This is a genomic window from Novosphingobium sp. HNCC26DJ243, assembly GCF_057180545.1.
Map to the genome: position 1 here is coordinate 1,097,428 of NZ_JBXUGN010000001.1, position 25,073 is coordinate 1,122,500.

The window sequence follows — 25,073 nt, forward strand, 5'->3', positions numbered from 1 at the left end:
CTACTCGACCGTCACAGACTTCGCCAGATTTCGCGGTTGATCAACGTCGGTGCCCTTGGCCACGGCGACGTGATAGGCCAGCAACTGCACCGGCACGGCATAGACCAGCGGCGCGATCAGCGGGTGAACCTTGGGCATTTCTATGGTGGCAAGGCAGCCCTCGCCCACTTCGGCGATGCCTTCTGCGTCGGAAATCAGCACAACCTTCCCGCCACGCGCGCGGACTTCCTGCATGTTCGAAACGGTCTTCTCGAACAGCGGGCCTGAAGGGGCGAGCACGATCACCGGCACCAACTCGTCAATCAGCGCGATCGGCCCGTGCTTCATCTCGCCGCTGGCATAACCCTCGGCGTGGATGTAGCTGATTTCCTTCAGCTTCAGCGCGCCTTCGAGCGCGAGCGGGTAATCCGCCCCGCGCCCGAGATAGAGCACGTCGCGCGCGGGCGCGATCAGGTGGGCCATGCCTGCGATCTCGTCGTCGTGGGCAAGCGCTGCATTGAGCGCCGAGGGCACTTCGACCAGGTGCTCGACGATCTCGGCCTCTTCAGCGCGCGTCAGCCGCCCGCGCTTGACGGCAAGGTGCGCGGCAAGCGCGGCGAGGACCGCGAGCTGGCAGGTAAACGCCTTGGTCGAGGCAACGCCGATCTCGGGACCGGCGTGGGTGGGCAGCAGCAGGTCCGCCTCGCGCGCCATGGTGCTGGTCGGCACGTTGACGACGACGGCGATAGTCTGCCCCGCTGCCTTGCAATGGCGCAGCGCGGCGAGCGTGTCCGCCGTCTCGCCGCTCTGCGAGATGAACAGCGAGAGGCCGCCGGGTTCGAGGACCGGATCGCGGTAGCGGAATTCAGACGCCACATCGATGTCCACCGGCAGGCGGGCGAACTGTTCGAACCAGTACTTGGCGACCATCGCGGCGTAGAAGCTGGTGCCGCAGGCGACGATGGTGACGCGGTTGATGCTCGCCAGATCGAAATCGATCTGCGGCAGCGCCACGGTCTGCTCCACGCGGCGCAGATATGAGCGCAGCGTCTGGGCGACGACGACCGGCTGCTCGAAGATTTCCTTCTGCATGAAGTGCCGGTAATTGCCCTTCTCGATCGCGGCGGCAGTCGCGCCCGAGGCGACGATGGGGCGCGTCACTTCGTTGTCGTCAACATCGAAGATCTTCGCGCCGTCGCGGGTGATGACGACCCAGTCGCCCTCTTCGAGATAAGTGATGCGCTGGGTGAGCGGCGCGAGCGCAAGCGCGTCGGAACCCAGATAGGTCTCGCCCTCGCCATAACCCACGACCAGCGGCGAGCCGAGGCGGGCGCCGATCAGCATGTCGTCATGCGCGCGAAACGCGATGGCGAGTGCGAAGGCGCCGCGCAACTGGGGCAGCACGGCCTTGACCGCGTCCTGAGGAGACAGGCCCGCCTCGACCTGTTCGGACACGAGGTGTGCGACGACTTCGGTGTCGGTCTCGCTCTCGAACTTGCGACCGCGTGCCACAAGCGCATCGCGCAGCGGCTTGAAATTCTCGATGATGCCGTTGTGGACCAGCGCGACCTGCTCGGTGGCATGGGGATGCGCGTTGCTGGTGGTCGGCGCGCCGTGGGTGGCCCAGCGGGTGTGGGCGATGCCGATCAGCCCTTGCGCCGGATTGCGTGCAAGCTCGATAACCAGGTTGCCCAGCTTGCCCTCTGCACGGCGGCGGATCAGCTGCCCGCCATCGACCGTGCAGACGCCCGCGCTGTCATACCCGCGATATTCCATGCGGCGCAGGCCATCGACCAGCCGGTCCGCCACCTGTTCCTTGCCGACAATTCCGATAATTCCGCACATGGGTGTCGCTTGATCCTGAAGAAGCCGTTTCGCCCGCTATGGCACGAAGAGGTTGGCATTGTCTTTCCATGTCGCAGCGCGAGGCGGTTTGTCCAGCGGCGATTCCCGGGCTTGATCCGGACCGGACCCGAGGGGTTTGGCGACAGGGGGTTTACACGGTTTACACTGTCCAGAGGAATGTAACGAGAGGACTGGCTGGGGCTTAGGTCGCCCCTGCCCGCCTGTGAGAAAAGGCGCATGAATGCGGGCGGAATGGAAGGCTCGACCATCGGGACCGACCCTGCCCCAATCGCAGGCCTGTAGGAAAATGGTTTGTCGCCGACGGCATCCGCGCACTTCCCGGAACACAATGCCGCCGCTGCCGGTTGCCTGTCAGGTGAACCCCACCGCAGGAGCGCAAGATGAGCATTTTCAGCAAGATCATGGACGCCATTTCCTGGAAGGGCACGCGCCCGACCCAGACCGGCCAAACCCCCAAGCCAGCACCTGCTCCCACCGCCGGTGCCGCCCCGGCGCCGAGCGCGCCCACCCCCGCAGCCCCCGCGGCGGCACCCGCCGCACCGGTCGACGTGGAAGCCAACCTGACCGCGATGGCGCAGGGCAAGGACCTCAACTGGCGCACCTCGATCGTCGACCTGATGAAGCTGCTCGACATCGATTCCAGCCTCGCCAACCGCAAGGAACTCGCGCAGGAACTGGGCTACACCGGCGCGCTCGACGGTTCGGCGGAAATGAACATCTGGCTGCACAAGGCGACCATGCGCAAGCTGGCCGAAAACGGCGGCAAGGTTCCTGCTGATTTGACGGATTGAGGTTGGGCGCAAGGGGCGGCGGATGCGCTGCCCTGCGTTCCCTCGTTTACACGTCGGTCCGAGCCAAGTCGGTGGCGGCCCCATTGCATGCCACTCATACCACATCGTCACCCTGAACTCGTTTCAGGGCCCATCTCTCCAGTCGCACGGCGGTCCGTGGGGATAAATGGATGCTGAAACAAGTTCAGCAAGACGAAGCGGGGTATTTGCTGCCTCGAAAGGGATAACCACCAATCAAGCCTGGGGTGACGCGAATTTCAGCGCAGGAGTTCGCTTACCAATGAGGGCTTCTTCGCAATCATCGCCAGCAGCACTTGCGCAGGGCCGGTCGGGCGGCGACGTCCGTGTTCCCAGTTGAGCAGCGTGCCCTTGGCAACGCCGATACTGCGCGCGAAGGCGCCTTGCGACAGGCCGGTGCTGGCCCGGATCATGACCACATCGACGGCGGGACTTCGACGTTGGACGACGGCACAAGTCTGATCCGGCTCGTAAGTTGCCGGGCGGATTTGGAGATTTATGCACGCGTCACCGTAATTCTGAGTCTAATATACTGTCCCCCGAACTACTGCCTCAAGTCGGTCTGGTCTTATCGGCCCATGACAACGCTGAATCAGAAAACAGCGCGGCAGGAAACCAGTCAGTTACCGCTTGACGCGAGCAGTGTCGGTAAGGCCTAACTCCGCAATGCGAACTTTATTGGCAGCAATGACAATTATTGCGCTCGCAGGTTGCGCCTCGCCGCAGGTAAGCCCTGACGCCGTTGCCCCCGTCGCAACCTTAGAAGGTCGCATCATCTCTTCCGACGAAATCACCACCTTTTTCGGAGATGTCGCAGAAATAGCGTATTCCTACCGTTTCGAACGACTGGATCATTCACGGGAAACCCTGGTCGCCATAGCTCACGAGCGGTGTCCTGCGGAAAACCAACAAGGACATGGTTACGAACTGCAAGTACAGAGACAGAAAATCATCGTCGGGCTGGGCGCGGGCCAACCAAAATCGCTCGCATCCGACCTAGCCATCATATCTTGCAAGGCTCTTTGACGAGCGTTCATTTTGCACTGAGATTTATGAGTTCCCGATCCAGCTCCAATTGCTTACAAGGTGGTAGTAGGTGAACCGATATTCTCCGATCCAGTTTAGGCTTGGGCTGCAGCTTTTCAGCCACACTCAAGTTTGAATTGGCCCCCTCACCCCTTCTTCTTCTTCATCGCATCGTGAAACCGATCAGCCCAGCCCGGCTTGACCAGTTGCTCCGCCCTCACCATGCGCAACTCACCATCGCCGACGTCGCGTGACACCGCGCTGCCTGCCGCGACAATCGCATCCGCGCCGATCTTGATCGGGGCGATCAGGGCCGAGTTCGAGCCGATGAAGGCGCGTTCGCCGATTATGGTCTTGTGCTTGAAGTAGCCGTCGTAGTTGCAGGTGATCGTGCCTGCGCCGATGTTGGCGCCTGCGCCCACGTCTGCATCACCGAGGTAGGTGAGGTGGTTGGCCTTGGCGCCCTTGTGCAGGACCGCGTTCTTGATCTCGACGAAGTTGCCGACCTTGGCCTTTTCTTCCAGCACCGCGCCGGGGCGCAGGCGGGCGTAGGGGCCGATCTGGACGCCCTCTGCCAGCGTCGCGCCCTCAAGGTGGCTGAAGGCGTGGATCACGACGTTGTCCGCCACGGTCACGCCGGGGCCGAATACGACGTTGGGTTCAATGGTGACGTCGCGCCCGATCTGCGTGTCCCAGGCGAACCAAACGGTTTCAGGCGCGATCAGGCTGGCGCCGTCTGCCATGGCCTGTGCGCGGCGGCGCTGTTGCCAGCGACCTTCGGCTTCGGCGAGTTCTGCGCGGGAGTTGATCCCGGCGACTTCGTCGGCGTCATCCGTCACTACTACCGCACAGGTCCGGCCATCGGCGATGGCGATGTTGACGACGTCGGGCAGGTAATATTCGCCGGCTGCGTTATCGTTGCCGACGCGGGCGAGCAGGCCGAACAGGTCTGCGCCGCGCACGGCCATCAGCCCTGAGTTGCAGATGTTGCAGGCGCGTTCATCAGCGGTCGCGTCCTTGTGTTCGACCATTTTCAGGATGCGGTCACCCTGTGCGATCACGCGCCCATATTGCAGCGGGTTTTCCGGCGCGAAGCCGAGGACGACGGCGGCGGGGCTGTCGGCCTCGTGGAGGCGACGAAGCATCGTCTGCATGGTGGCGGTGCGCACGAAGGGCACGTCGCCATAGAGGATCAGCACATCGCCATCGAAGCCCGCAAGCGCACCTTCGGCCTGCTGGACGGCGTGGGCGGTGCCGTGCTGCGGATCCTGCACGGCGATGGTGGCGCGGGTGCCGAGCGCCTTTTCAAGCTGTTCGCGGCCGTGGCCGGCGACGACGACCTGACGCGCGGGCGCGAGCGCTTCGGCGCTGGCCATGAGGTGCATGAGCATCGGGCGACCGGCTATGGGGTGGAGGACCTTGTGCAGGTCGCTCTTCATGCGGGTGCCTTTTCCGGCGGCGAGGATGATGGTGGCGACGGGAGCGGCGGCAGGTGTTGTTTTGGTCATGCGCGCATCCTTGCCAGACAATTCTTGCGCTTTCCAGAACGGGAGGCCAGTTGGCTCCCCGATGGCAAATTTTCCTTTCGACGCAGATTTTCCTTTCGACATCGTCGGCTTCGACCTTGATGGCACCTTGCTCGATACCAGCCGCGACCTTGGCGTTGCGCTAAATCATGCGATGGCGCTGGCAGGGCGATCTCCCGTGCCGCTGGACGAAGTCGCGCGGCATATCGGCGGCGGGGCGGCCCAGATGCTGCGCTCTGCCCTGACGGAATCGGGCGGGGTGGACGAGGATGCGTTCGACGGCCTGCAGGCGGAGCTGGTGCGATTCTATGGAGAGAACATCGCGCACCATACCGCGCTGTTTCCCGGCGGCGGCGCAATGCTGGATGCGCTCGAGGCGCGCGGAGTGACGCTGGCGATCGCGACGAACAAGAAGGAGCACCTTGCCGTGCGGCTGTTCGAGGAGCTGGGGCTGGCGCACCGCTTCGGCGCCATCATCGGCGGCGATACACTGGGTCCGGGCACCGCCAAGCCCCGCCCCGACATGCTCCACGCGATGGTCGATCGCTGCGGCGGCGGGCGCGCGGCATTCGTGGGCGACACGACGTTCGATGTCGGCGCGGCGCGGGCGGCGGGATTGCCGGTCGTGGCGGTGCGCTTCGGGTTCTGCGATGTGCCGCCCGATGATCTGGGCGCGGATGCGGTGGTAGATCACTTCGACGATCTGGTGGGCACGCTGGAGCGGTTGGGCTAAGGGTTGCGCGCGTCCTTCGCGCGCATTTCAGGCCACGGCCAGCAGTTCCGCAGCCGCCGGAGCGCCTTCGAGCAGATCGATCAACCCGCGTTCCTCGCGCGACAGCCAGCGTGTTGCGCGGGGGAGACGAAGGCTTGCGCGCCACGTCTCCTGATCGTCGACCAGTGCGAGGACCGCAGGGTGGACGTAGCTCTTGCGCGCGATTGCGGGTGTGTTGCCGAGGTGCGCGGATACCTGCTCGAGCAAGGCCTTGAGCGTCAGTTTCTCGCGCGCTTCGGCGAGCAGGCCGAAGGCCAGCGCACTGGCGCGCCAGGTGCGGAAGTGCTTGGCGGTGAAATCGTCGCCCATGGTTTCGCGCAGCCAGTCGTTGACCTCGGCCGAGCCGACCGGGCAGGCGCTGCCATCGTCGTCGACGTACTGGAACAGGTGCTGGCCGGGCAGGTCCTGCATCTTCTTGACGAAGCGGGCGAGGCCCCGGTCGGTGATGCGCATCTCGCGCTCCTTGCCCGACTTGGCGCGGAAGCGAAGGCGCAGGACCTGGCCCTTGACCTCGGCATGACGCATGCGCAGCGTGGTCGCCCCGAAGCTCTTGTTGGCGCGGACATAGGCCTCGTTGCCGATGCGGATGCCGCCGCCATCGAGCAGGCGGACAACGCCCGCGATGCAGCGCTCGCGCGTGAGGCGCGGTGCTGCAAGGTCTTCCTCGACACGCTTGCGCACCAGCGGGAGTAGCCGTCCGAATGCGGCGCAGCGGTCGAACTTCTCGCCCTCGCGCGCGCTGCGGAAATCGGGGTGATAGCGGTATTGCTTGCGCCCTTTGGCGTCGATCCCGGTGGCAAGGATGTGGCCGTTGGGCGCGGGGCAGTACCAGGTGTCGCGGTAGGCGGGCGGCAGGGCGATGGCATTCAGCCGGTCGATCTCGGCGCGGTCCTTGATGCGCGTGCCCTTCGCGTCGAAATAGGCCCAGCCCCTGCCGCTGCGGCGACGGGTAACGCCGGGGAGACTGTCGTCGACGAAGACCAGTCCCGGGAAGACCAGTGCGGACTTGTGCGTTGGGGCTTTGCTTTCCATGTTCGGGCGAACGGGCGATGTCCGTTTGCGGTTCCGGGCCCACTTGCGGTATCGCGCCCGGAACGCCAAGATAGTTTGATACCCTAACAATTCCCGACAAAGGAGCCAGCCATGTCCGAAGAATATGTTCCCCCCAAGGTCTGGACGTGGGACAAGGCCAACGGCGGCGCCTTTGCCAACGTCAACCGTCCGATCGCGGGGCCGACGAGCGAGAGAGAGCTGCCGGTCGGCAAGCACCCGTTCCAGGTCTATTCGCTGGGCACGCCCAACGGCCAGAAGGCGACGATCATGCTGGAGGAACTGCTCCAGCTCGGGCATTCGGACGCCGAATACGACGCTTGGCTGATCAAGATCTTCGAGGGCGATCAATTTTCGAGCGGCTTCGTCGACATCAATCCCAATTCGAAGATCCCGGCGATGGTCGACCGGTCCGGCCCCGAGCCGTTCCGCGTATTCGAATCAGGCGCGATCCTGATGCACCTGGCCGAAAAGTTCGGCGTCTTCTTGCCGACCTCGGGCGCGGCGCGGGCCGAATGTCTTTCGTGGCTGTTCTGGCAGGTGGGCAGCGCACCGTTCATCGGCGGTGGCTTCGGGCACTTCTACAACTACGCACCAATCAAGATCGAATACGCCATCGACCGCTATTCGATGGAAACCAAGCGCCTGTTCGACGTCGCCAACCGCCAGTTGGCCAAGACGCGTTTTCTGGCCGGCGACGACTACACGATCGCCGACATCGCGACTTATACCTGGTTCGGCAATCTCTATCGCGGCGAGGCCTATGGCGAGGCGGCGACGTTCCTGTCGATGCACGAATACGAGCACGTGGGCCGCTGGGTCGGCGAGATTGACGCACGCCCCGGCGTCCTGCGCGGGCGTCTGGTGAACTCGCAGAAACGCATCGCCGAGCGCCACGACGCGAGCGATTTCGACGCGCTGCCGCCCGAGAAGCTGCAGGGCATTGTGAAGGGATTCTGACCTTCACCGGCGGGCTCGCGCCGTGCCTGAAAGTATGGCCGAGCCCCCCTTTTCATCCGCGCCGCCTGCGCTATAAGCGCGCCTCCTGATGGGGCGTCGCCAAGTGGTAAGGCACCGGTTTTTGGTACCGGCATTCGCAGGTTCGAATCCTGCCGCCCCAGCCAGGACTTTTCATATCCCGACATCGCCACACCTTGCGGCTCGCAGTTTCCGGCGCGCCATGGCCGTAGCCATCGCGCTGGTGGTGATGAGCGGGCCGATCCAGTCGGCCCATTGATCGCCTTTGGGCCAGACGCGGAGGTCAAAGGGGGCCCACCAGGGCATGTTGGCGCGCAGGCCGTGGCCGAACTGTTCAATCCAGCGATATTCGGCCTGGGCAATCTCGCGGCCGAGGAAGTAACCGGAGGCCAGTGCCGCGCCTGCCCACCAATTGCGCGTCAACAGGCCGATGGCGGCCTGTATGGCAAGGGCCACGAGCGCGTGTTCGATCAGGTTCATGCATCATCCCATGCCCGGCTGGACGAGCAGGGTAATCCCGGCAGGAAGCTGCGCAACGAAAAAGCCCCCTCTCCCCGGAGGAAGAGAGGGCAGTCGTCATGCGTGCAGGAAAGTCAGATCAGAAAGCGACCGTGGCCGAGACGACGACGCGCGAGCTGGCGATCGATGAACCGTCCTTGGTCGAGGAGAAGTTGGGCGCGAGGTAGGCGCCTTCGGCATCGCTGATGTTGGTATCGACGTAGCTGACGCCGAGCGTAACCGGCCCGACGACATAGTCCGCACCGACCATCCAGTCGACGTATTCACCGGTCGGCGAAACCGAGGTGCCCTGAGGGCCAAGGCCTTCGTTGCCGCCCTTGGTGTAACCCAGATGAGCCTTGAGCGTCAGCGGGGTCTCGGGAATGCCGGCGGCGACGTCGGTCCAGAGATAGAGGTTGTCGGCCTTGGCGCCGGGGTTGTCATAGACGCCGGTCACGGCCGACGCGCCCGAATTGTACCACTGGCCAAGCGCTTCCTGCTTGGGCGCGTAGGCGACGCCGACCAGCACGCTGGCAGGGCCTGCGGTACCCGAGACCTTGACGTAGGGTTCGGCGAAGTCGGTCTTGTCGAGGCCACCCGGATACATGTACCAGGTGAGGCCAACGTCGACGGTCAGGCCGCTGATCTCGGTCTTGTAGCCACCGTAGATGTCGAGTTCCATGTTCGAGCCGAGGAACGTGCCCCAGCCTGCAAGGTTCGAACCCCAGGTGCCGACATAAAGCCCGCTCTCGTGGGTCACGGTGGCACCGGCCTGAACGGCCATTTCCTTGTCGGTCATCGAGATGCCGCGGAAGCGATAGTCGGAGACGAGCGCTGCGCTGCCCGAGACGGTGATCGGGCCGGACTCTTCTTCCTGCGCGAAGGCGGGGGTCGCGGCGGTGGCGATGGCGATTGCAGCCACGGCTGCGGCCAAACGGATCTTCATACGGAACGCTCCCTGTAAAGGTTATCACGTTCCACCTACGTCCGCCGTGCAGGGCCTCTCGATGGAGCACTGTCAGGACGGAGCCTGTTATCTACCGCCTAATTTTGTCCAGGGTTTTGCCCTTTGGTTACGAAGTGTGTCTGATACTGCATTGCAAAAAAAGCTGCCGGGCAGGCCGAAGTTAGGGGGTCGGGGCCTGCCCGGCGAGGTGCCGGAGTGCTATCAGTTCTCGTCAGGCCGCATGCGCAAGGGTCCTGAGAACGGTGCCAGGGCCGGTCACCTTGACCGCATCTCCGCGCAGACGACGGCGGACAAGCCATTCGTTGAGCATTTCTGCGGTCGTATGATCGATCACGTGAACGCGATCGAGATCGACGTGAACGGCACGCGAAGGGGGTATCTGCTCCAGAGCGGTGGTCAGGCGGTTCAGGCCGATGAAAGTGGCTGCGCCTTCAAGCTCGAGCCTTACCGAATCGCCAGCCGGCCTTTCGCCCACGCGGAAGCGCAAATTTCGCAGGTGCGGGAGAACTTCGAGTGCCGACAGCGCCAGACCCGCCAGCACGCCGGTCAGGAGGTCGGTGGTGACAACCAGCGCGAATGTGGTCGCCCAGATCGCCGCTGGGAAGACGCCGTGCACGCGAAACAGGTGCTTGACCTGCTTGAGGCTGACCAGCTTCCAACCGGTCACGACAAGCACGCCGCCCAGCGCCGCCATCGGCACTTCACGCAGGAGCCAGGGGAGGAGAGCGACGAAGCCGAGAATCCAGCCGCCATGCATCACGGCCGACCATCGCGTCATGGCACCTGCCTGCACGTTGGCCGAGGAGCGTACGATCACGCCGGTCATCGGCAAGGCGTTGAACACGCCGCACAGGAGGTTGCCCAAGCCCTGAGCGCGCAATTCCTTGTTGTAGTCGGTCCGCATGCCATCGTGCATGCGATCGACGGCAGCGGCCGAGAGCAGCGTCTCGGCACTGGCGATGAACGCAATGGCGACCGCCGAGAGCAGCAGAGACGGATTGCCCAGCACGCCGAACGCGCCGCCATCGGGGAGTGCGAAGGCTGCAGCGATCGAATCGGGGACCGTGATGCGCGCAACTTCAAGACTTGCGAAGGATGCGACCAGCGTTGCCGCCAGCACCCCGAGCAGTGCGCCCGGCAACAGCCCCAGCCGTGCCGGCTTGACCTTTTCCCAGAGGATCATGGTGCCGATGGTCAGCAAGCCGAGCATGAGCGCGAGTTCGGTCGAGCGCAGATCGAACGGCGTCAGACCGAGAACGCGCGCAGGCATCATCGCGAGATTCTCGACGCCACTGGACATGGGCTTGGCATCGAACAGGATGTGGAACTGGCCGATGACGATCAGCGCGCCGATACCGGCCAGCATGCCATGAACGACAGCGGGCGAGATTGCCCGGAAAACGCCGCCCAGCTTCGCCACGCCCGCAACGAACTGCAGCGCGCCCGCAAGCACAAGGACAGGACCGAGCGCGGAGAGGCCGTTGTCGCGCACGAATTCGAACACGATGACGGCAAGGCCAGCGGCTGGGCCGCTCACCTGCAGCGGCGAACCGGCAAGCAGGCCGACGACTAGGCCGCCGATGATGCCGGTTACCAGGCCCTTTTCAGGTGGAACGCCCGAAGCGATGGCGATGCCCATGCACAATGGCATGGCCACGAGAAAGACGACGATCGAGGCGGTGAAGTCCCGCGCGAAGAAGCGGAAGGGGCCCGCTTCCGCTCCTCTTTCGGCTGAAGCCGGGCGGGCCGTCATTCGGCTGCCTCGGCGAAGTGCGGTTCGGTTGCGGCGCGGGTCTGCGCAGGCAGCGCGACCGGCAGCGGGCGATCTTCACGCAGGGGCACGAACTGGCCGGTGTCACCATCGAGGCCGAGCACCATGCCGGCGCTGATATCGACGAACCAGCCGTGCAGCGCCATTTCCCCGCGCGCGATGGCGGCCGCCACCGAAGGGTGGGTACGCAGGTGCGCGATCTGGGCAATGATGTTCTGCAGGCTGACCGCGCGCACGCGCTCGTCACCATCAAGGTGCGGCGAGCAGCTGGAAATGACATGCTCTGCAGCCGCACCGTGGCGCAGCCAGGCGACGACATTGGGCATGCCCTTGGGTTCTTCGGGCGCCGAGAGCGCCTTCATCGCGCCACAGTCGGAGTGGCCGCAGACGATGATGTCGCGCACGCCCAGCGCGACGACGGCATATTCGACGGTCGAGGACACGCCGCCATTCATTGTCGCATAGGACGGGACCATGTTGCCGGCGTTGCGGCAGACAAAGAGTTCGCCGGGCTCTGCCTGCATGATCTGTTCGGGCACGATGCGCGAATCTGCACAGGAAATCATCAGTGCCTTGGGCGACTGGCCCTGGGTTGAAAGCTTGCCGAACAGCTCGCGGCTGTCGGGGAAAGTCGTCTTTTCGAAGCTGAAGACGCGGCCGAGAAGTTCGTTCATAGGTGTCATCCTTTCCATGGAGGAAGTGGCTGACCGCGGCGTTTGTGCCGCGATTGCGAACGAAAATAGGATGGCTGGCTTTCCCGTCGTGGGCGGGCATGTAACGAAATATGTCTTTTGTTTCAGACCATCGCTACAGGAAGTCGGACCGTCACGCACAGGCCACCGCTCTCGCAATTTCGCAAGTGCAGCGTGCCGTTGTCGAGCGCGATGGCGCGGGCGACGATCGGCAGGCCAAGCCCCATGCCCGGTGTGTCGCGGCTGCGCGCGCTATCGAGCCGGACGAAAGGCTGGAGAACGTCCTCCATCCGGTCCGGCGGAATGCCGGGGCCATCGTCCTCGAAGGCAAGCTCGGCAAAATCGCCGTCGCGCCGCACGGTGACGCGGACATTGCCGGCATAATGCAGGGCGTTTTCGATCAGATTGGCAAAAGCCCTTCGGATCGAAACCGGCCGGGCCATGATCTCGAGGCTTTCCAGACCGTCGAACCTGGCGTCCTGGCCATCGTCGGCAGCGGAGTCGACCAGCGTCTGGACCATGACTGCAACGTCGATACGCTCGGGCGGCAGGCGCGTACCGCCGGTCTCGACGAAGGCCTGCAGCGATTCGAGCATGTGGCGCATCTCGCCCAGGTCATCGGTCATGTCGCCGACCGTTTCCTGGTCGAGACCGGTGCGCTCGAGCCGCAATTGCATGCGCGAGAGGGGCGTGCGCAAATCATGGCCGATGGCGAGCATCGACTGCATGCGGTCGGTCATCGACTGGTGAATGCGCTGCTGCATCAGGTTGAAGGCGCGGATCAGTTCGCGCACTTCGCCGGTGCCCTGCTCGGCCACAGGCACCGGAGGGCCGGCGCCGACCTTGCGCGTGGCGCGGACCAGCGTTCCCAAAGGCGCGAGCGTGGCGCGGAACAGCACCCAGGCGAGCATGACGAGGACGAGCGTGGGCAGCAGGAGCGTGACGATGCGCCCTGCATTCAACGTCCACGCGTCGCTGGCATAAGTCTGGAACTGGAGAACGCTGCGATCGGTAAGGAGAACCGAGCCGACGATGTTGCCCGACGAGCCGAGCGCCTTGAGGTGCAGTTGCAGATCGGCGTGATCGAGCTCGGCGGCAACATCGAGGATCTGTTCGCGCATGCCGCCAAGCGCGACGCTACCGGTCGGGCGCCCGCCCTTTTCGTGCCATTCCAGGGCGAAGCGCGGCGTGCTGAGATCGCGCGCGACGCGCGCACGCTCTGCCACGGGCGTGCGCTCGATCGCGCGGCTGGCGATGACCAGATGTTCGGCGACCCGGGCGGCGTCGTCCTCGCGCAGAGCAAAGCGGCTGGCGCGATCGAACAGCAGGGTGTTGGCGGCAAAGTCCACCCCGGCGACCAGCAAAAGGATCGCCAGAAGCCGCTCGGGCAGGCCAAACCGGCGAAACAGCGTCAAGCGCGCTCCACTTCCGCCTTGAACATGTAGCCGACGCCGCGAACCGTGACGATCGGGGCGTTGCCGCCCGCTGCCGACAGCTTGCGCCGCAGGCGGCTGACGAGGACGTCGACGCTGCGGTCGGAGCTGTCCCCCAGCCGGGTGCGGGACAGCTCGATCAGGCGTTCGCGACCCAGCACGCGCTGGGGCTGGCCGATGAAGGTGGCGAGCAGGTCGAACTCCGCGCCGGTCAGATCGACCATTGCGCCGCTGGGCGAATGCAGCTCGCGCCGCGCCATCGAGACGCTCCAGCCATCGAAGCGGATGTCGCCGCTGCGCGATCCGGTATCGCCCGCACTGTCGGTTCCCGCCAGCGTGTTGCGGCGCAAGACCGCACCGATGCGCGCGACCAGCTCGCGCGTGCTGAACGGCTTGGCGAGGTAGTCGTCGGCACCAAGCTCGAGGCCCAGGACCCGGTCCTCCTCGCTGCCGCGCGCGCTCACGAAGATGATCGGCACGTCGCTCTGACGGCGCAGGCGGCGGAAAAGTTCGATGCCGGAAGTGCCGGGCAGCATGATGTCGAGCACGACGAGATCGGCAGGTTCGCTTTCAAGCGCGACCCACATTTCGGCGCCGGTTGCGGCAGTGCGGACGATGTAGCCGTTTTCGCGCAGCGCACGTGCGGTCAGCGTCCGCAGCGGGCCATCGTCTTCCACCAGTACGATCGAGGGAGATTGCATGCGTTTCCGGTATGGTTGCGGCGGCCGGGACGGAAGATAGGGTTCCCCGCACCGGCTGCCAAGGAGAGAAGATCAGGAGCGTCCGTCGGACTTCGCGCGATGGGCCTCGACAAGGCTGGCAACATGGTCCGGCGCCAGCTTTCCACTGACCGCATTGCCATGCGCATCCTCAAAGCGGACGCGAACCTTGTTACGACCATGCTGCGACCATGTTGCAGCAAGATCGCGCATGGCGGCATCGCTGAGGTGCAAGGTCACGCGGGCGTGGAGGTTGCAGGTGCCGCCGATGCTGTCTGGGCCCGGGCAATCCTCTTCCCATCGCGCAGCGGACCTGACCGGGACGACATGGCTGCGTCCGGCAACTTCCATCGTTGCCGTGCGGAAATCGAGATGCGCGCCTTCGTAGACGACTTCATGCTCGATCTGCCAGGCGTGGCTTGCTTCGGCTGCGATTGCTGCGGGAATTGCGACGATTGCCAATGCCGCCCCGGCGCAGAGGGACGACAGCACGACGGGGCGACTGGCCCGCATCAGGCTTCGTCCGCCTGGCGTGCCGCTTCGGCGCGCTGCTCGGCAGCCTTGCGCGACTTCTGATTGAAGCAGGCGATGCTCTTGGTGGGATCGGGATGGCAGACGATGCGCGCGGCAGCAGCCTGCTTTGGTGCGGAATCACGTGCGGATTTGTGCGGAAGGCACTTGTTCGGACGGCCGGGCGCGGCAGCGCACGTCACGCCCCACGGGGCATCGCTGATGACAGGAGCGGGTGCAGCGCCAAGCGCAGCGGAAAAGAGGGTAGCAAGCAGCATGAACGGGCTCCGGTACGGTTGATCGGTTCCCGGTAACTGGTCACCCCAGTTTGCGCGTCATGGGCGCTGTCGTGACAAAATGTTGCTGCATTGCAGAAAAATGGTCAACCGCGTGCAAACTGACTGAGGTCAAGCGTTTCGCTGGTGCCGAGCCACAGCACATGGGCAGTGTGATCGGCCAGATCATTACCGCTGTTGCCGTGCGCAAATACGGTGAAGCGGCCCCTGTGCGCCATCATCCATTCGAGCGCCTCGCCGATGCGCGCGGCGGGCACCGTCATCTGGCACGAGCCGCGCGGATGGGGTCCGACCGGGCGGGCGTGGACACGGCCCATCGCGATGCCGAGCGCATCCCTCATCGCCGTACAAAGCGCGCCGGCTTCCTCGGCCTCGTCAGGGTCGAAATAGAAATGCGCGTGGTAGTCGGTGAAGCGGGGCATGGCCCCTGCCCTGCCCCACCTGCCCGATGCGATCAAGCGGTCTCGTGCTGGCGCACCAGCGCGGCAAGCGCCTCGGGCACGCAAGGGTCTTCGATCGTGGGCGGCGTCGTCCATTCCTCGCCGTTGACGATCTTGCGCAACAGATTGCGCAGGATCTTGCCCGACCGCGTCTTGGGAAGGCCCGTGGCAACAAAGGCGGTCTTGAGCGCGGCAACCGCGCCAAGTTCGGTGCGGACGGCAGCGACCACCCGTTTTGCGAGCGTGTCATCCTGTTCAAAGCCTGCACGCGGAATCACGAACGCGAGCGGAACCATGCCCTTGATCGCATCGTCCGCGCCGATGACCGCGCATTCGGCAACACCATCGACGCTGGCGACGATCTGCTCCATCTGTCCCGTCGAGAGCCGGTGCCCGGCGACGTTGATGATATCGTCAGTACGGCCCATGATATGGACGAAGCCGTCCTCGTCGATGAATCCGGCGTCGCCCGTTTCATAGAATCCGTGAAAGGTCGCGAAGTTCTTCGCGTAACCTGACTGGTTGTTCCACAGGGTGCGGAAAGCTCCGGGGGCGAGCGGCTCGCGGATGACGACCGCGCCGCTGTGGCCGGGAGGTACCGGTTGCCCGCCCTCGTCGAGAATGGCGAATGCATAGCCCGGCACGGGAAAGCCCGCGCTGCCACGCTTGCGGCGCAAATCGCCCAGCGCAAAGCATGAGGCGATGGCGGGCCAGCCGAGTTCGGTTTGCCACCAGTGATCGATTACGGGGAGACCGGACTTTTCCTCGAGCCAGCCGATCGTGTCCGGATCGGCGCGTTCGCCAGCGAGAAAGACCGCCTGACAGCTTCCGGTACCGATCGCCTTGAGGAAAGCGGCGTCCGGGTCTTCCTTGCGGATCGCGCGGATCGCGGTAGGCGCGGTGAAGAAGGTCTTCACGTCATGGCGCGCAATTGTCCGCCAGAAGGTGCCGGGGTCGGGCGTGCCGACGGGTTTGCCTTCGAACAGGACGGTTGTCGCACCGACGAGCAGCGGGGCATAGACGATGTAGCTGTGACCGACGACCCAGCCGACATCGGATGCAGCCCAGAAGGTGTCGCCCTGCCCGATGCCGTAAATATTCTGCATCGACCATGCGAGAGCGACCGCATGGCCACCGTTTTCACGCACGACGCCCTTTGGCGTACCGGTCGTTCCCGAAGTGTAGAGAATGTAGAGCGGATCGGATGACGCGACGGCCACGGGTGCGGGCACAGGATCGCCCGAGGTTGCCATGCGCAGCGTGTCCCAGTCGAGATCGCGCGGCTCTACAAGGCTGCCGCGCAGGCGATCACGTTGAAACATCACGACGCGCTCTACCTGGTGATGGGCGAGCTTGAGAGCTTCATCGACCATCGGCTTGTAGGCGATGGTGCGCGCGCCCTCGATCCCGCACGACGCGGTGAGCAGCACCTTGGGACCGGCATCGTCGATGCGCTTGGCCAGTTCGAGCGGAGCGAAACCGCCGAAGACCACAGAATGAACCGCGCCGAGCCTTGCGCAAGCGAGCATGGCAAAGACCGTTTCGGGGATCATCGGCATGTAGATGATCACGCGGTCGCCTTTGACCACGCCCAGTGCCGCCAGCATGGCAGCGACGCGGCCGGTCTTGGCCAGAATTTCTGCGTAGGAATAGCGGCGGATCGTGTCGGTGACGGGGCTATCGTAGATCAGCGCGGGCGCATCACCCAAGCCGGACGCGACGTGACGGTCGAGGCAGTTTGCGCAGGTGTTGAGCGTGCCGCCGGGAAACCAGCCGATGGCCTGGTCATAGCTTCCGGCAGGCTCGCTCGCCCAATCTATGGCTTTGGCCGCCGTGCTCCAGAACTGCTCGGGATTGTCGCTGCTTTCGCGCCAGGCGCGTTCGTAGGCTTCGCTCATGCCCTCACCCGTGTTCGTTGAATCGGTGGAGCGGGTATCGGCGCAAACCGATACCCGCTCCAGTGCGACCTTAGTCGTCGATGCTGCGCTTGTAGGTTTCCGGCAGGAAGATCAGGCCGATGACGCACGTGGCGGCAGCGACAATCACCGGGTACCAGAAGCCGTGGTAGATATCCCCGTTGGCCGCCACCATGGCGAAACCGATCGCGGGGAGAAGCCCGCCGAGCCAGCCGTTGCCGATGTGATAGGGCAGGCTCATCGAGGTGTAGCGGATGCGGCTGGGGAACAGTTCGACCAGCATCGCCGCGATCGGACCGTAGACCATGGTCACCAGCAGGACGAGATAGAACAGGATCGCAACGACCAGCGGCTTGTTGATCTCGTCCGGGTTGGCCTTGGCCGGATAGCCGACCTTGGACAGTTCGCCGGTGACCGCGTCCTTGGCCTCGACCGCGGGTTTGCCGCCTTCGGCTGGTTTGGCGGCAACGGCGGGGGCACCGGCAACCTGGGCAGTGAAGGCGGCAATGGCGGCTTTCTTCTCGTCGCCCGAAACCTTGCCGGGATCGGGAGCGACGATCGTCTTTTCACCGATCTGAATCGAGGCGATCGTGCCGGCAGGAGCGGCGACGTTCTCGTAGTTCACGGCAGCCTTGGCGAGCGCGTTCTTGACGATGTCGCAGCTGGTGGTGTCGAATTTGTTGGCGCCCACCGGATCGAACTGCGACGAGCATTCCGCCGGGTTGGCCATGACCTTGACCGGAGCGTTGGCCTGGGCATGGGCGAGCGCCGGATTGGCGGCCTCGGTCAGCATCTTGAACGTCGGGAACATCGTGAGGGCCGCAAGCGCGCAGCCGGTCAGGATGATCTTCTTGCGGCCGATCTTGTCTGAGAGCCAGCCGAAGAACAGGAAGAACGGGGTGGCGCAAGCCAGCGCGATGATGATCAGGGTATTGGCGGTAAGGCCATCGACCTTGAGCATCTTTTCAAGGAAATACATCGCGTAGAGCTGGCCGGTGTACCAGACGACGGCCTGGCCCGCGATGGCGCCGAAGAACGCGATCAGGACGATCTTGAGGTTCTTCCATTCACCGAATGCTTCGGTGAGCGGGCGCCTGGACGAAGTGCCTTCATCCTTCATCTTCTGAAACACGGGCGATTCATGAAGCTTGAGGCGGAGCCACAGGCCGACGCAGAGGAACAGGCCCGAGAGCAGGTAGGGCACGCGCCAGCCCCAGTCCTTGAACGCCTCCTCGCCCACGCCGGTGACGGGCGAGCGCACGAGGATCACGATGAGCAAGGCCATGGCAAGGCCTGCCGTGGCGGTGATCTGGATCCAGCTTGTGTAGAGGCCGCGCTTTCCTTCAGGAGCATGCTCGGCAACGTAGGTCGCCGCGCCGCCGTATTCCCCACCAAGCGCGAGGCCCTGGAACATGCGCAGCACCACGAGCATGATCGGCGCAGCCACGCCGACAGTTTCGTAGGTGGGCAGGCAGCCGACGAGGAATGTCGAGAGGCCCATGACCAGCAGGGTGACGATGAAAGTGTAGCGGCGGCCGACCATGTCGCCGATCCGGCCGAACACGAGCGCACCGAACGGGCGCACGATAAAGCCTGCGGCAAACACCAGCAGCGCCATGATGAACGATGTAGTGGGGTTGAGGCCGGTCAGGAACTTGGCCGCGATGATCGCGGTCAGCAGGCCGTAGAGATAGAAGTCGTACCACTCGAACACGGTGCCGAGCGACGACGCGGTGATGATGAGTTTTTCACTGTGCGTTGCCCTGTGATGTTTTGGCAAGGCCGTGAAATCATCCGCGATTCCCAGTTGAGACATGTATCCTCTCCCCCTTTGTTGATGGGATGTATCAGAAACCGTACTTGGCGGCGAACTCGACGCGATCGAGCGCGCCGCTTGCACCGTTGACGAGTGTGCGTTCGCCGTGCCGGACCTCGACGCCGAGATCGACATTCTTGACCGGCGACCAGAACAGGTTGCCCGCTACGCTCCATGCTTCCTTGTTGTAGGTGCCGACCATGGCGGCGGTCAGCGCATCGGCATAATCGACGCGCTGGTAGCTGCCCATGATCGTGGCGCGCAGGCCCGGTGCGATGGCGACGCGTCCGGCCAGCATGGCCGAAGCGACAGCCACGTTCTCGAGCTTGCCGGTGCCGGGCACGAACACCGCGTCCGGCGCGAAGTTCACGCCGATGTAGCGGCTCGCGCCCTGACCATATGTCGCCATGAAGCGAAGGTCGCTGATCTTCGCGTCGTCGAGGTAAAGCTTGCCCGCAGCACTCACGCCCCAGCCAAAGCGGCTGTCACCCACGCCGTTGGTTTCGACGCGCAATTCGCGGGCAAGGCCGGCCAGCGAGAATTCGCCCGCCTTGCCGCTCCAGGCGAGGCGTGCGGCGAAGTCGGGGATGCGGTCGTCGCCGTTCTCGACAAGTGCGGGGGCACCGGCGGTGGCGGTGGCGGTCTCCGGGTTCTCTGCCGAAACGTGCAGCGTCATCCCCTCGCCCACTTTGGCCGAGTAGCGGATGACCGGCTGACGAACGAAAACGGTGCCCTCGGTCGTGCCGACGTAATCGGTGCTCTCCGGCAGGGCGCCGGTATACTGGAACGTCGACCAGTCCTGGCCGAAGGTCCATTTGTCGAGCTGGACGTAGGCGCGGCGCAGCGCGAGGTTGTAGCCGTTGGTGGTGCGCTGGGTCCCTTGCGTGCCGGGGGCCGTCTCGAAATCGGTCTCGACGTACCCTTTGAGGCTGTGCCCCGCGATCGAGGTGTCGAGATTGAGCCAAAAGCGCGACTGGCGAGCGCTGAAGTCCTGCTCGCGGGCGGAGTGCGCGCCGCCCACGGGGATCTGCTGAGGCAACCAGAAATCGCGCCCGAAGGCGTTGTTGGCAACCTCGCCATCGCTGAAGCGGCTGCTGGTGGCGACCAGCTTAATCCAGCCGCCGAGCTTGACGGTGGTCGAGCCCACCTTGAAGCCTTCAGGCTGCGGCCTGGCTTCGAGAGCAGCGACCTTTGCCGTGGCAGCGTCTGCTTTTGCCTCGGCGCTCTGTGCCGCCTGGACAGCCAGTGCGACCTGAGCATTGTCGGCGCGCGTGACCGTCGCCTTCGCCTGCGCGAGATCAGCCTTCAGGGCTTCCATCTCGGTTTCCAGCCGGATCAGGCGCGCTTCGAGCTCGGCCTCCCGCCTGGTCGGTGCCGCAGCATGTGCCGCGACCGGAAGCGTAAGGGCGGTGGCTGCGAGCAGGAGCGCAGGCGACCGCCCACCTAGGCGCCATCGAGTGTGAACCATTATCCCTCTCCCGGTGCCTGCATTTTGCGGCACCCTGACGGGACATTCGCTTGACCGGCCTTGGCCAACCAGAGAGAGGATGGTCTTACATCTACGACTATTGTCTAAAAGCGGTGTCGTGCCGTGGTGCGGTAAGCCGCCCGGCGAGAGCAGAATCAAGAGGAGGGCCTGAAATGGGCGAGGCAGTCTATCCGGTGCCTGCGGCTTGGGCGCAGAATGCGCTGGTCGATGAGGCGCGTTACAACGAGATGTATCGCCAGTCGGTCGAAGATCCTGAAGCGTTCTGGGCCGAGCATGGCAAGCGCCTCGACTGGATCAAGCCCTTCACCAAGGTGAAGAACACCTCGTTGCACGAAACCGATTTCGGCATCCGCTGGTTCGAAGACGGTACTCTGAACCTTTCCGCCAATTGCCTCGACCGCCATCTGGCAACGCGCGGCGATGCTATCGCGATCCTGTGGGAGCCCGATGGCCTGGGCGAGGCGCACCGCGAGATCACCTACCGCCAGCTCCACGAGGACGTCTGCCGCTTTGCCAACCTGCTCAAAGCCAAGGGCGTGCAGAAGGGCGAACGCGTCACGATCTATCTGCCGATGGTGCCCGAGGCCGCGGTCGCGATGCTCGCCTGTGCGCGCGTCGGGGCGATCCATTCGATCGTGTTTGCAGGCTTCAGCCCCGATGCGCTCGCGGGCCGCATCATCGACTGCGACAGCCGCATCGTGCTGACCTCGGACGAGGGCCTGCGCGGCGGGCGCAAGGTGCCGCTCAAGGCCAACGTCGACGAGGCGCTCAAGCAGTGCCCCGCGGTCGACACCGTGATCATGCTGCGCCGGACCGGAGCGGACGTGAACTTCGTCGAGGGGCGCGATGTCGACTGGACAAGCGCCGTGGCCGACCAGCCCACGCAGTGCGTACCTGAGGAAATGAACGCGGAGGACCCGCTGTTCCTCCTCTACACATCAGGCTCCACCGGCAAGCCCAAGGGCGTGCTGCACACCACCGGCGGCTATTCGGTCTGGGCGTCGATGACCCACCAGTACGTGTTCGATTATCGCCCCGGCCAGATCTACTGGTGCGCGGCCGACATCGGTTGGGTCACCGGGCATTCCTATGTCGTCTACGGCCCGCTGATGAACGGCGCGACCACGGTGATGTTCGAGGGCGTGCCCAACTTTCCCGATCCGAGCCGGTTCTGGCAGGTGGTCGACAAGTTCAAGGTCGAAATCTTCTACGGCGCGCCGACTGCCCTTCGTGCCCTGATGCGCGAGGGCGACGACTGGGTGAAGCAGACGAGCCGCGCCTCGCTGCGCCTGCTGGGCTCGGTCGGCGAACCGATCAATCCCGAAGCCTGGGAATGGTATCACAAGGTTGTGGGTGATGGCCGTTGCCCGATCGTCGACACCTGGTGGCAGACCGAGACCGGCGGCGCGATGATCACGCCGCTGCCCGGCGCAACGCCGTTGAAGCCCGGCTCCGCCTCGCGCCCGTTCTTCGGCGTGAAGCCCGCGCTGGTCGACAACGACGGCGTGCATCTCGATGGCGCAACCGACGGGTGCCTTGTCATCACTGACTCCTGGCCTGGCCAGATGCGCACTGTCTGGGGCGATCACGAGCGCTTTTTCCAGACCTATTTCAGCACGTTCAAGGGCCTCTATTTCACCGGCGATGGCTGCCGGCGGGACGAAGACGGCTACTACTGGATCACCGGGCGCATCGACGATGTGATCAACGTCTCGGGCCACCGCATGGGCACGGCCGAGATCGAGAGCGCGCTGGTGGCCCACGCCAAGGTGGCCGAAGCCGCCGTGGTGGGCATGCCGCACGACATCAAGGGCCAGGGAATCTATGCTTTCGTCACCTGCAATGCCGAAGTCGAGCCCGACGATGCGCTGCGCAAGGAACTGATCGCGTGGGTCCGCCACGAGATCGGCCCGATCGCCACGCCCGACGTGATCCAGTTCGCTCCCGGCCTGCCCAAGACCCGCTCGGGCAAGATCATGCGCCGCATCCTGCGCAAGATCGGCGAGAACGACTTTTCGAACCTTGGTGACACCTCGACGCTGGCCGATCCATCGGTGGTCGACAACCTCATCGCCAACCGGCCGCAACTGGTCGGCGCCTGAAGACCTGACCGAGGGCATCCGCAAGGTCTGAAACCAGCGGATGCCCTCGCTCCCTCCCCCCACCGATCGCCCGTGCGATAGACGTTGCCAGTTGCCCGTTGGCAGCTAGGATGCGCGCAAGGGTGCAGGGGAAGGAAATCGCCTTGGGCGGCACGGTACTGATTGCGGACGATCATCCGCTGTTCCGGCAGGCGCTGGCGCTTGCACTGGCCAGCGTCGCTCCGGATGCGCAGGTGATCGAGGCCGGAACACTGGCAGCAGCGGCCAAAGCCGCATCCGAGACCACCGGCCTTCGCCTGATCATGCTTGATCTCAAGATGCCGGGCGCTGTCGGCTATTCGGGCATCGCCCTGCTCCATGCAGAATGCCCCGAGGTTCCCATTCTCGTCGTGTCGAGCGCGGAAGGCGCGCTCGTCGCAGAAGAGGCTCGCGCCTTTGGGGCGGTCGGCTTCCTGCGCAAGGATGCAGACCTGTCACGCATCGAGGATGCCATCCGCAGCGCACTGGGCGGTGCGAAATCCACCGTGTCGTCGCACGAGCCGGTCGATCGCGTCCGCCGCGAAGTCGCCGGCCTGACCCCGACCCAGCTCAAGGTCCTGCTCGCAGTGCTCGAGGGCAAGCTCAACAAGCAGATCGCCTACGACCTTGGCATGAGCGAGGCGACCGTGAAGGCGCACATGACAGCGATCATGCGCAAGCTCGATGTGCAGAACCGCACGCAGGCAGCGCTTGTCGCACGATCGCTGGGGCTAGATCTCGCGAGCTGAAGCCTGCGCAAGCCACGCCGCGATCTCGGCCGGGTCGGCCGGCTTCACGAACAGCGCAATGGACCGCGCCAGAACCTGGTTGCGCAAATCAGTCCCGTTTTCGGCAGTGATGAGCGCTGCGGCAATCTGCGGATTGATCCGCCGTGCCCGGTCGATCAGATCCAGGCCGTTCTCGCCGCCATCGAGATGGTAATCGGCCAGCAGGACGTCCGATCCCGCGATACGGGCCATGGCATCGAACCCGCCGGATACGCCGACCGCGCGATGCCCCAGACCTTCGACCAGTGCCAGCGTGGCATCGACGATATCGGGTTCGTTATCGACAACCAGAACTTGCAGCAATCTGCCGTTGCGCCGATCCGGCACCGATGGCTCCGGCATGTCTTCCGCCTTGGTGATGGACGGACCCTGCGCAGCGGGCAACCACACGCTGAAGCGGCTTCCCCTTCCTTCGTGAGACGCCACCTCTATGCGCGCGCCGAGCAGTCGCACGATACGCTCGACAATGGCCAGTCCGAGGCCGAGACCTTCTGCTTCCACCGCGCCGAGGCGGGTGAATTCGGCAAAAATGTCGCCCTGCCGATCGTGCGGAATTCCTACCCCGCTGTCGACCACGTCAATGCGGATTTCGCTGCCCCGGCGTCTGACGCCGACAACTACGCCACCTGAAACCGTATAGCGCACGGCATTGGCGACGAGATTCTGGATCACGGAACGCAGCAGTCCGGCATCGGTGCTGACGAAGCCTGCTGTGGTCGCCGCACGCAGCGTCAGGCCCTTTTCCTCGGCACTCGGGCGCAGGTTTTCGGCAATGTCGACAAGCAACGGATCAAGGTCGACCAGTGCGATGTCGGGCTGCACGCCACCTGCATCGAGCTTGGAAATATCGAGCAGCGCGCGCAGCAGATCCTCGGCCGCAACAATCGAACGATCGACACGGCCCGCGAGGATCTTCGCGCTCCCTTCCAGGTTGCGATCCAGAGCAGAGGCAAACAGGCGGGCCGCGTGCAGCGGCTGAAGCAGATCATGACTGGCCGCTGCAAGGAACCGCGTCTTCTCGCGCGTCGACGCCGCAAGCCTTGCATTGGCTTCGCTGAGCTCCCGCGTCCGGTCCTCCACCCGTTGCTCGAGCGCGCCTAGCGTCTGCTCCAGCTCCCGCCGTACTGCAACGTCATCGGTAATGTCGGTAAAGGCAGTCAGATAGCCGCCCCCGGGCATGGGGCCCCCGACCGCCTTGATGACGTGACCGTCCCCCCTTACCCGTTCGCTGGCGTAGGGGCGGCCCGCCCGCAGATGCTTCAGGCGCTTTTCGACCTCACGGTCTGCCGGCCCATCAAACCCTCCGCGCTCGATGTTGAACCGGATAAGGTCCGCGATCGGCACCCCGACCCGAACCAGACCGTGCGGATAATCGAACAGGTCGATGTAACGCGCATTCCAGGCCACGATGTTCAGATCGGAATCGATGACGCTGATGCCTGATTGAAGGTTCTCGAACGTCGCCGCCAGAAGCTGCCGCGAGAAGCTGAGCGATTGCCCGCCTTCGTCGAGCAGCCGCGTGACCTGTTCAAGGCTCATCCTGCCGCCAGCCAGTGCAGATGCCACAAGTGCACGCGCCGATCCGGTACCGACCACGCCCGCAATAAGGTCC

The 25,073-nt window shown here is 64.5% G+C and carries 23 protein-coding genes and 1 tRNA gene (1 of these 24 running past the window's edge); 7 read left to right on the forward strand and 17 right to left on the reverse strand.

Going from position 1 to position 25,073, the window contains the following annotated elements; all coding sequences use genetic code 11:
* Positions 1 to 1,824: a glutamine--fructose-6-phosphate transaminase (isomerizing) gene (gene glmS / locus AC2A04_RS05290; RefSeq protein ID WP_484211260.1), complete on the reverse strand. Its 1,824-nt coding sequence runs from the start codon at positions 1,822 to 1,824 to the stop codon at positions 1 to 3.
* A 401-nt stretch (positions 1,825 to 2,225) separates the two neighbouring features.
* Between glmS and AC2A04_RS05295 the strand changes: the two genes are divergently transcribed.
* Entirely contained in the window at positions 2,226 to 2,636 is a 411-nt protein-coding gene (locus AC2A04_RS05295) for a DUF3597 domain-containing protein (RefSeq protein ID WP_484211261.1), read from the forward strand.
* A gap of 257 nt (positions 2,637 to 2,893) precedes the next feature.
* On the opposite strand, the gene AC2A04_RS05300 is transcribed toward AC2A04_RS05295, so the two are convergent.
* A complete protein-coding gene (locus tag AC2A04_RS05300) occupies positions 2,894 to 3,067 on the reverse strand; it encodes a helix-turn-helix domain-containing protein (RefSeq protein ID WP_484211262.1) in 174 nt (57 codons plus the stop codon).
* A 253-nt stretch (positions 3,068 to 3,320) separates the two neighbouring features.
* Between AC2A04_RS05300 and AC2A04_RS05305 the strand changes: the two genes are divergently transcribed.
* Positions 3,321 to 3,680, forward strand: coding sequence for a YgdI/YgdR family lipoprotein (locus tag AC2A04_RS05305; RefSeq protein WP_484211263.1), 360 nt, complete (start codon positions 3,321 to 3,323; stop codon positions 3,678 to 3,680).
* Between the two features lie 146 nt (positions 3,681 to 3,826).
* On the opposite strand, the gene glmU is transcribed toward AC2A04_RS05305, so the two are convergent.
* Positions 3,827 to 5,188, reverse strand: a complete 1,362-nt coding sequence (gene glmU / locus AC2A04_RS05310) for a bifunctional UDP-N-acetylglucosamine diphosphorylase/glucosamine-1-phosphate N-acetyltransferase GlmU (protein WP_484211264.1) — start codon at positions 5,186 to 5,188, stop codon at positions 3,827 to 3,829.
* A gap of 61 nt (positions 5,189 to 5,249) precedes the next feature.
* Between glmU and AC2A04_RS05315 the strand changes: the two genes are divergently transcribed.
* Entirely contained in the window at positions 5,250 to 5,939 is a 690-nt protein-coding gene (locus tag AC2A04_RS05315) for an HAD-IA family hydrolase (RefSeq protein WP_484211265.1), read from the forward strand.
* Positions 5,940 to 5,966: 27 nt separating this feature from the next.
* On the opposite strand, the gene AC2A04_RS05320 is transcribed toward AC2A04_RS05315, so the two are convergent.
* Positions 5,967 to 7,010 carry a DNA topoisomerase IB gene (locus tag AC2A04_RS05320; protein ID WP_484211266.1) on the reverse strand — a complete coding sequence of 348 codons (1,044 nt, stop codon included), beginning with the start codon at positions 7,008 to 7,010 and terminating at the stop codon, positions 5,967 to 5,969.
* A 111-nt stretch (positions 7,011 to 7,121) separates the two neighbouring features.
* Here AC2A04_RS05320 and yghU point away from each other — a divergent pair, with 111 nt between their 5' ends.
* Positions 7,122 to 7,988, forward strand: coding sequence for a glutathione-dependent disulfide-bond oxidoreductase (yghU, locus tag AC2A04_RS05325; RefSeq protein WP_484211267.1), 867 nt, complete (start codon positions 7,122 to 7,124; stop codon positions 7,986 to 7,988).
* 89 nt (positions 7,989 to 8,077) lie between these two features.
* Positions 8,078 to 8,152: transfer RNA gene (locus AC2A04_RS05330), tRNA-Gln, on the forward strand.
* Between the two features lie 7 nt (positions 8,153 to 8,159).
* Here AC2A04_RS05330 and AC2A04_RS05335 read toward each other — a convergent pair.
* From AC2A04_RS05335 to AC2A04_RS05390, 12 genes are all read right to left on the reverse strand, one after another.
* Entirely contained in the window at positions 8,160 to 8,486 is a 327-nt protein-coding gene (locus tag AC2A04_RS05335) for a hypothetical protein (RefSeq protein WP_484211268.1), read from the reverse strand.
* A 118-nt stretch (positions 8,487 to 8,604) separates the two neighbouring features.
* Positions 8,605 to 9,450 carry a TorF family putative porin gene (locus AC2A04_RS05340; RefSeq protein WP_484211269.1) on the reverse strand — a complete coding sequence of 282 codons (846 nt, stop codon included), beginning with the start codon at positions 9,448 to 9,450 and terminating at the stop codon, positions 8,605 to 8,607.
* A gap of 232 nt (positions 9,451 to 9,682) precedes the next feature.
* Complete coding sequence (locus tag AC2A04_RS05345; RefSeq protein ID WP_484211270.1) at positions 9,683 to 11,224, reverse strand: SulP family inorganic anion transporter; 1,542 nt, start codon at positions 11,222 to 11,224, stop codon at positions 9,683 to 9,685.
* Positions 11,221 to 11,916: a carbonic anhydrase gene (locus AC2A04_RS05350; protein ID WP_484211271.1), complete on the reverse strand. Its 696-nt coding sequence runs from the start codon at positions 11,914 to 11,916 to the stop codon at positions 11,221 to 11,223. Before AC2A04_RS05350 ends, AC2A04_RS05345 begins: the two co-directional genes overlap by 4 nt.
* Before the next feature lie 122 nt (positions 11,917 to 12,038).
* Positions 12,039 to 13,349: an ATP-binding protein gene (locus AC2A04_RS05355; RefSeq protein ID WP_484211272.1), complete on the reverse strand. Its 1,311-nt coding sequence runs from the start codon at positions 13,347 to 13,349 to the stop codon at positions 12,039 to 12,041.
* A complete protein-coding gene (locus AC2A04_RS05360; protein WP_484211273.1) occupies positions 13,346 to 14,068 on the reverse strand; it encodes a response regulator transcription factor in 723 nt (240 codons plus the stop codon). The genes AC2A04_RS05355 and AC2A04_RS05360 overlap by 4 nt, the downstream gene beginning before the upstream one ends.
* A gap of 72 nt (positions 14,069 to 14,140) precedes the next feature.
* Complete coding sequence (locus AC2A04_RS05365) at positions 14,141 to 14,599, reverse strand: hypothetical protein (protein ID WP_484211274.1); 459 nt, start codon at positions 14,597 to 14,599, stop codon at positions 14,141 to 14,143.
* Positions 14,599 to 14,874 carry a hypothetical protein gene (locus AC2A04_RS05370; RefSeq protein ID WP_484211275.1) on the reverse strand — a complete coding sequence of 92 codons (276 nt, stop codon included), beginning with the start codon at positions 14,872 to 14,874 and terminating at the stop codon, positions 14,599 to 14,601. Before AC2A04_RS05370 ends, AC2A04_RS05365 begins: the two co-directional genes overlap by 1 nt.
* A 104-nt stretch (positions 14,875 to 14,978) precedes the next feature.
* Positions 14,979 to 15,314, reverse strand: a complete 336-nt coding sequence (locus AC2A04_RS05375; protein WP_484211276.1) for a DOPA 4,5-dioxygenase family protein — start codon at positions 15,312 to 15,314, stop codon at positions 14,979 to 14,981.
* A 32-nt stretch (positions 15,315 to 15,346) separates the two neighbouring features.
* Entirely contained in the window at positions 15,347 to 17,230 is a 1,884-nt protein-coding gene (locus AC2A04_RS05380; protein ID WP_484211277.1) for an AMP-binding protein, read from the reverse strand.
* A gap of 70 nt (positions 17,231 to 17,300) precedes the next feature.
* Positions 17,301 to 19,064, reverse strand: a complete 1,764-nt coding sequence (locus AC2A04_RS05385) for an MFS transporter (protein WP_484211278.1) — start codon at positions 19,062 to 19,064, stop codon at positions 17,301 to 17,303.
* Between the two features lie 31 nt (positions 19,065 to 19,095).
* On the reverse strand, positions 19,096 to 20,532 hold the full coding sequence (locus AC2A04_RS05390; protein WP_484211279.1) for a DcaP family trimeric outer membrane transporter: 1,437 nt from the start codon (positions 20,530 to 20,532) through the stop codon (positions 19,096 to 19,098).
* 173 nt (positions 20,533 to 20,705) lie between these two features.
* On the opposite strand from AC2A04_RS05390, the gene acs reads away from it, so the two are divergent.
* Together acs and AC2A04_RS05400 are read left to right on the forward strand one after the other, a co-directional pair.
* Complete coding sequence (gene acs, locus AC2A04_RS05395; protein ID WP_484211280.1) at positions 20,706 to 22,655, forward strand: acetate--CoA ligase; 1,950 nt, start codon at positions 20,706 to 20,708, stop codon at positions 22,653 to 22,655.
* A gap of 143 nt (positions 22,656 to 22,798) precedes the next feature.
* Positions 22,799 to 23,422, forward strand: coding sequence for a response regulator transcription factor (locus AC2A04_RS05400; protein ID WP_484211689.1), 624 nt, complete (start codon positions 22,799 to 22,801; stop codon positions 23,420 to 23,422).
* On the opposite strand, the gene AC2A04_RS05405 is transcribed toward AC2A04_RS05400, so the two are convergent.
* A protein-coding gene (locus AC2A04_RS05405; protein ID WP_484211281.1) for a PAS-domain containing protein crosses the window boundary here: on the reverse strand, positions 23,405 to 25,073 show its final stretch. The gene runs 1,676 nt beyond the window's last position; 1,669 of the gene's 3,345 nt are visible here — the last part of the coding sequence; its start codon lies off the right edge, out of view — the gene reads right to left on this strand; the stop codon is at positions 23,405 to 23,407. The genes AC2A04_RS05400 and AC2A04_RS05405 overlap by 18 nt on opposite strands.

Bases quoted from the DNA above. Each gene is read 5' to 3' on its own strand.
- glmS (WP_484211260.1), bottom strand. From the start codon at position 1,824: ATGTGCGGAATTATCGGAATTGTCGGCAAGGAACAGGTGGCGGACCGG.
- AC2A04_RS05295 (WP_484211261.1), top strand. From the start codon at position 2,226: ATGAGCATTTTCAGCAAGATCATGGACGCCATTTCCTGGAAGGGCACG.
- AC2A04_RS05300 (WP_484211262.1), bottom strand. From the start codon at position 3,067: ATGATCCGGGCCAGCACCGGCCTGTCGCAAGGCGCCTTCGCGCGCAGT.
- AC2A04_RS05305 (WP_484211263.1), top strand. From the start codon at position 3,321: ATGCGAACTTTATTGGCAGCAATGACAATTATTGCGCTCGCAGGTTGC.
- glmU (WP_484211264.1), bottom strand. From the start codon at position 5,188: ATGACCAAAACAACACCTGCCGCCGCTCCCGTCGCCACCATCATCCTC.
- AC2A04_RS05315 (WP_484211265.1), top strand. From the start codon at position 5,250: ATGGCAAATTTTCCTTTCGACGCAGATTTTCCTTTCGACATCGTCGGC.
- AC2A04_RS05320 (WP_484211266.1), bottom strand. From the start codon at position 7,010: ATGGAAAGCAAAGCCCCAACGCACAAGTCCGCACTGGTCTTCCCGGGA.
- yghU (WP_484211267.1), top strand. From the start codon at position 7,122: ATGTCCGAAGAATATGTTCCCCCCAAGGTCTGGACGTGGGACAAGGCC.
- AC2A04_RS05335 (WP_484211268.1), bottom strand. From the start codon at position 8,486: ATGAACCTGATCGAACACGCGCTCGTGGCCCTTGCCATACAGGCCGCC.
- AC2A04_RS05340 (WP_484211269.1), bottom strand. From the start codon at position 9,450: ATGAAGATCCGTTTGGCCGCAGCCGTGGCTGCAATCGCCATCGCCACC.
- AC2A04_RS05345 (WP_484211270.1), bottom strand. From the start codon at position 11,224: ATGACGGCCCGCCCGGCTTCAGCCGAAAGAGGAGCGGAAGCGGGCCCC.
- AC2A04_RS05350 (WP_484211271.1), bottom strand. From the start codon at position 11,916: ATGAACGAACTTCTCGGCCGCGTCTTCAGCTTCGAAAAGACGACTTTC.
- AC2A04_RS05360 (WP_484211273.1), bottom strand. From the start codon at position 14,068: ATGCAATCTCCCTCGATCGTACTGGTGGAAGACGATGGCCCGCTGCGG.
- AC2A04_RS05365 (WP_484211274.1), bottom strand. From the start codon at position 14,599: ATGCGGGCCAGTCGCCCCGTCGTGCTGTCGTCCCTCTGCGCCGGGGCG.
- AC2A04_RS05370 (WP_484211275.1), bottom strand. From the start codon at position 14,874: ATGCTGCTTGCTACCCTCTTTTCCGCTGCGCTTGGCGCTGCACCCGCT.
- AC2A04_RS05375 (WP_484211276.1), bottom strand. From the start codon at position 15,314: ATGCCCCGCTTCACCGACTACCACGCGCATTTCTATTTCGACCCTGAC.
- AC2A04_RS05380 (WP_484211277.1), bottom strand. From the start codon at position 17,230: ATGAGCGAAGCCTACGAACGCGCCTGGCGCGAAAGCAGCGACAATCCC.
- AC2A04_RS05385 (WP_484211278.1), bottom strand. From the start codon at position 19,064: ATGTCTCAACTGGGAATCGCGGATGATTTCACGGCCTTGCCAAAACAT.
- AC2A04_RS05390 (WP_484211279.1), bottom strand. From the start codon at position 20,532: ATGGTTCACACTCGATGGCGCCTAGGTGGGCGGTCGCCTGCGCTCCTG.
- acs (WP_484211280.1), top strand. From the start codon at position 20,706: ATGGGCGAGGCAGTCTATCCGGTGCCTGCGGCTTGGGCGCAGAATGCG.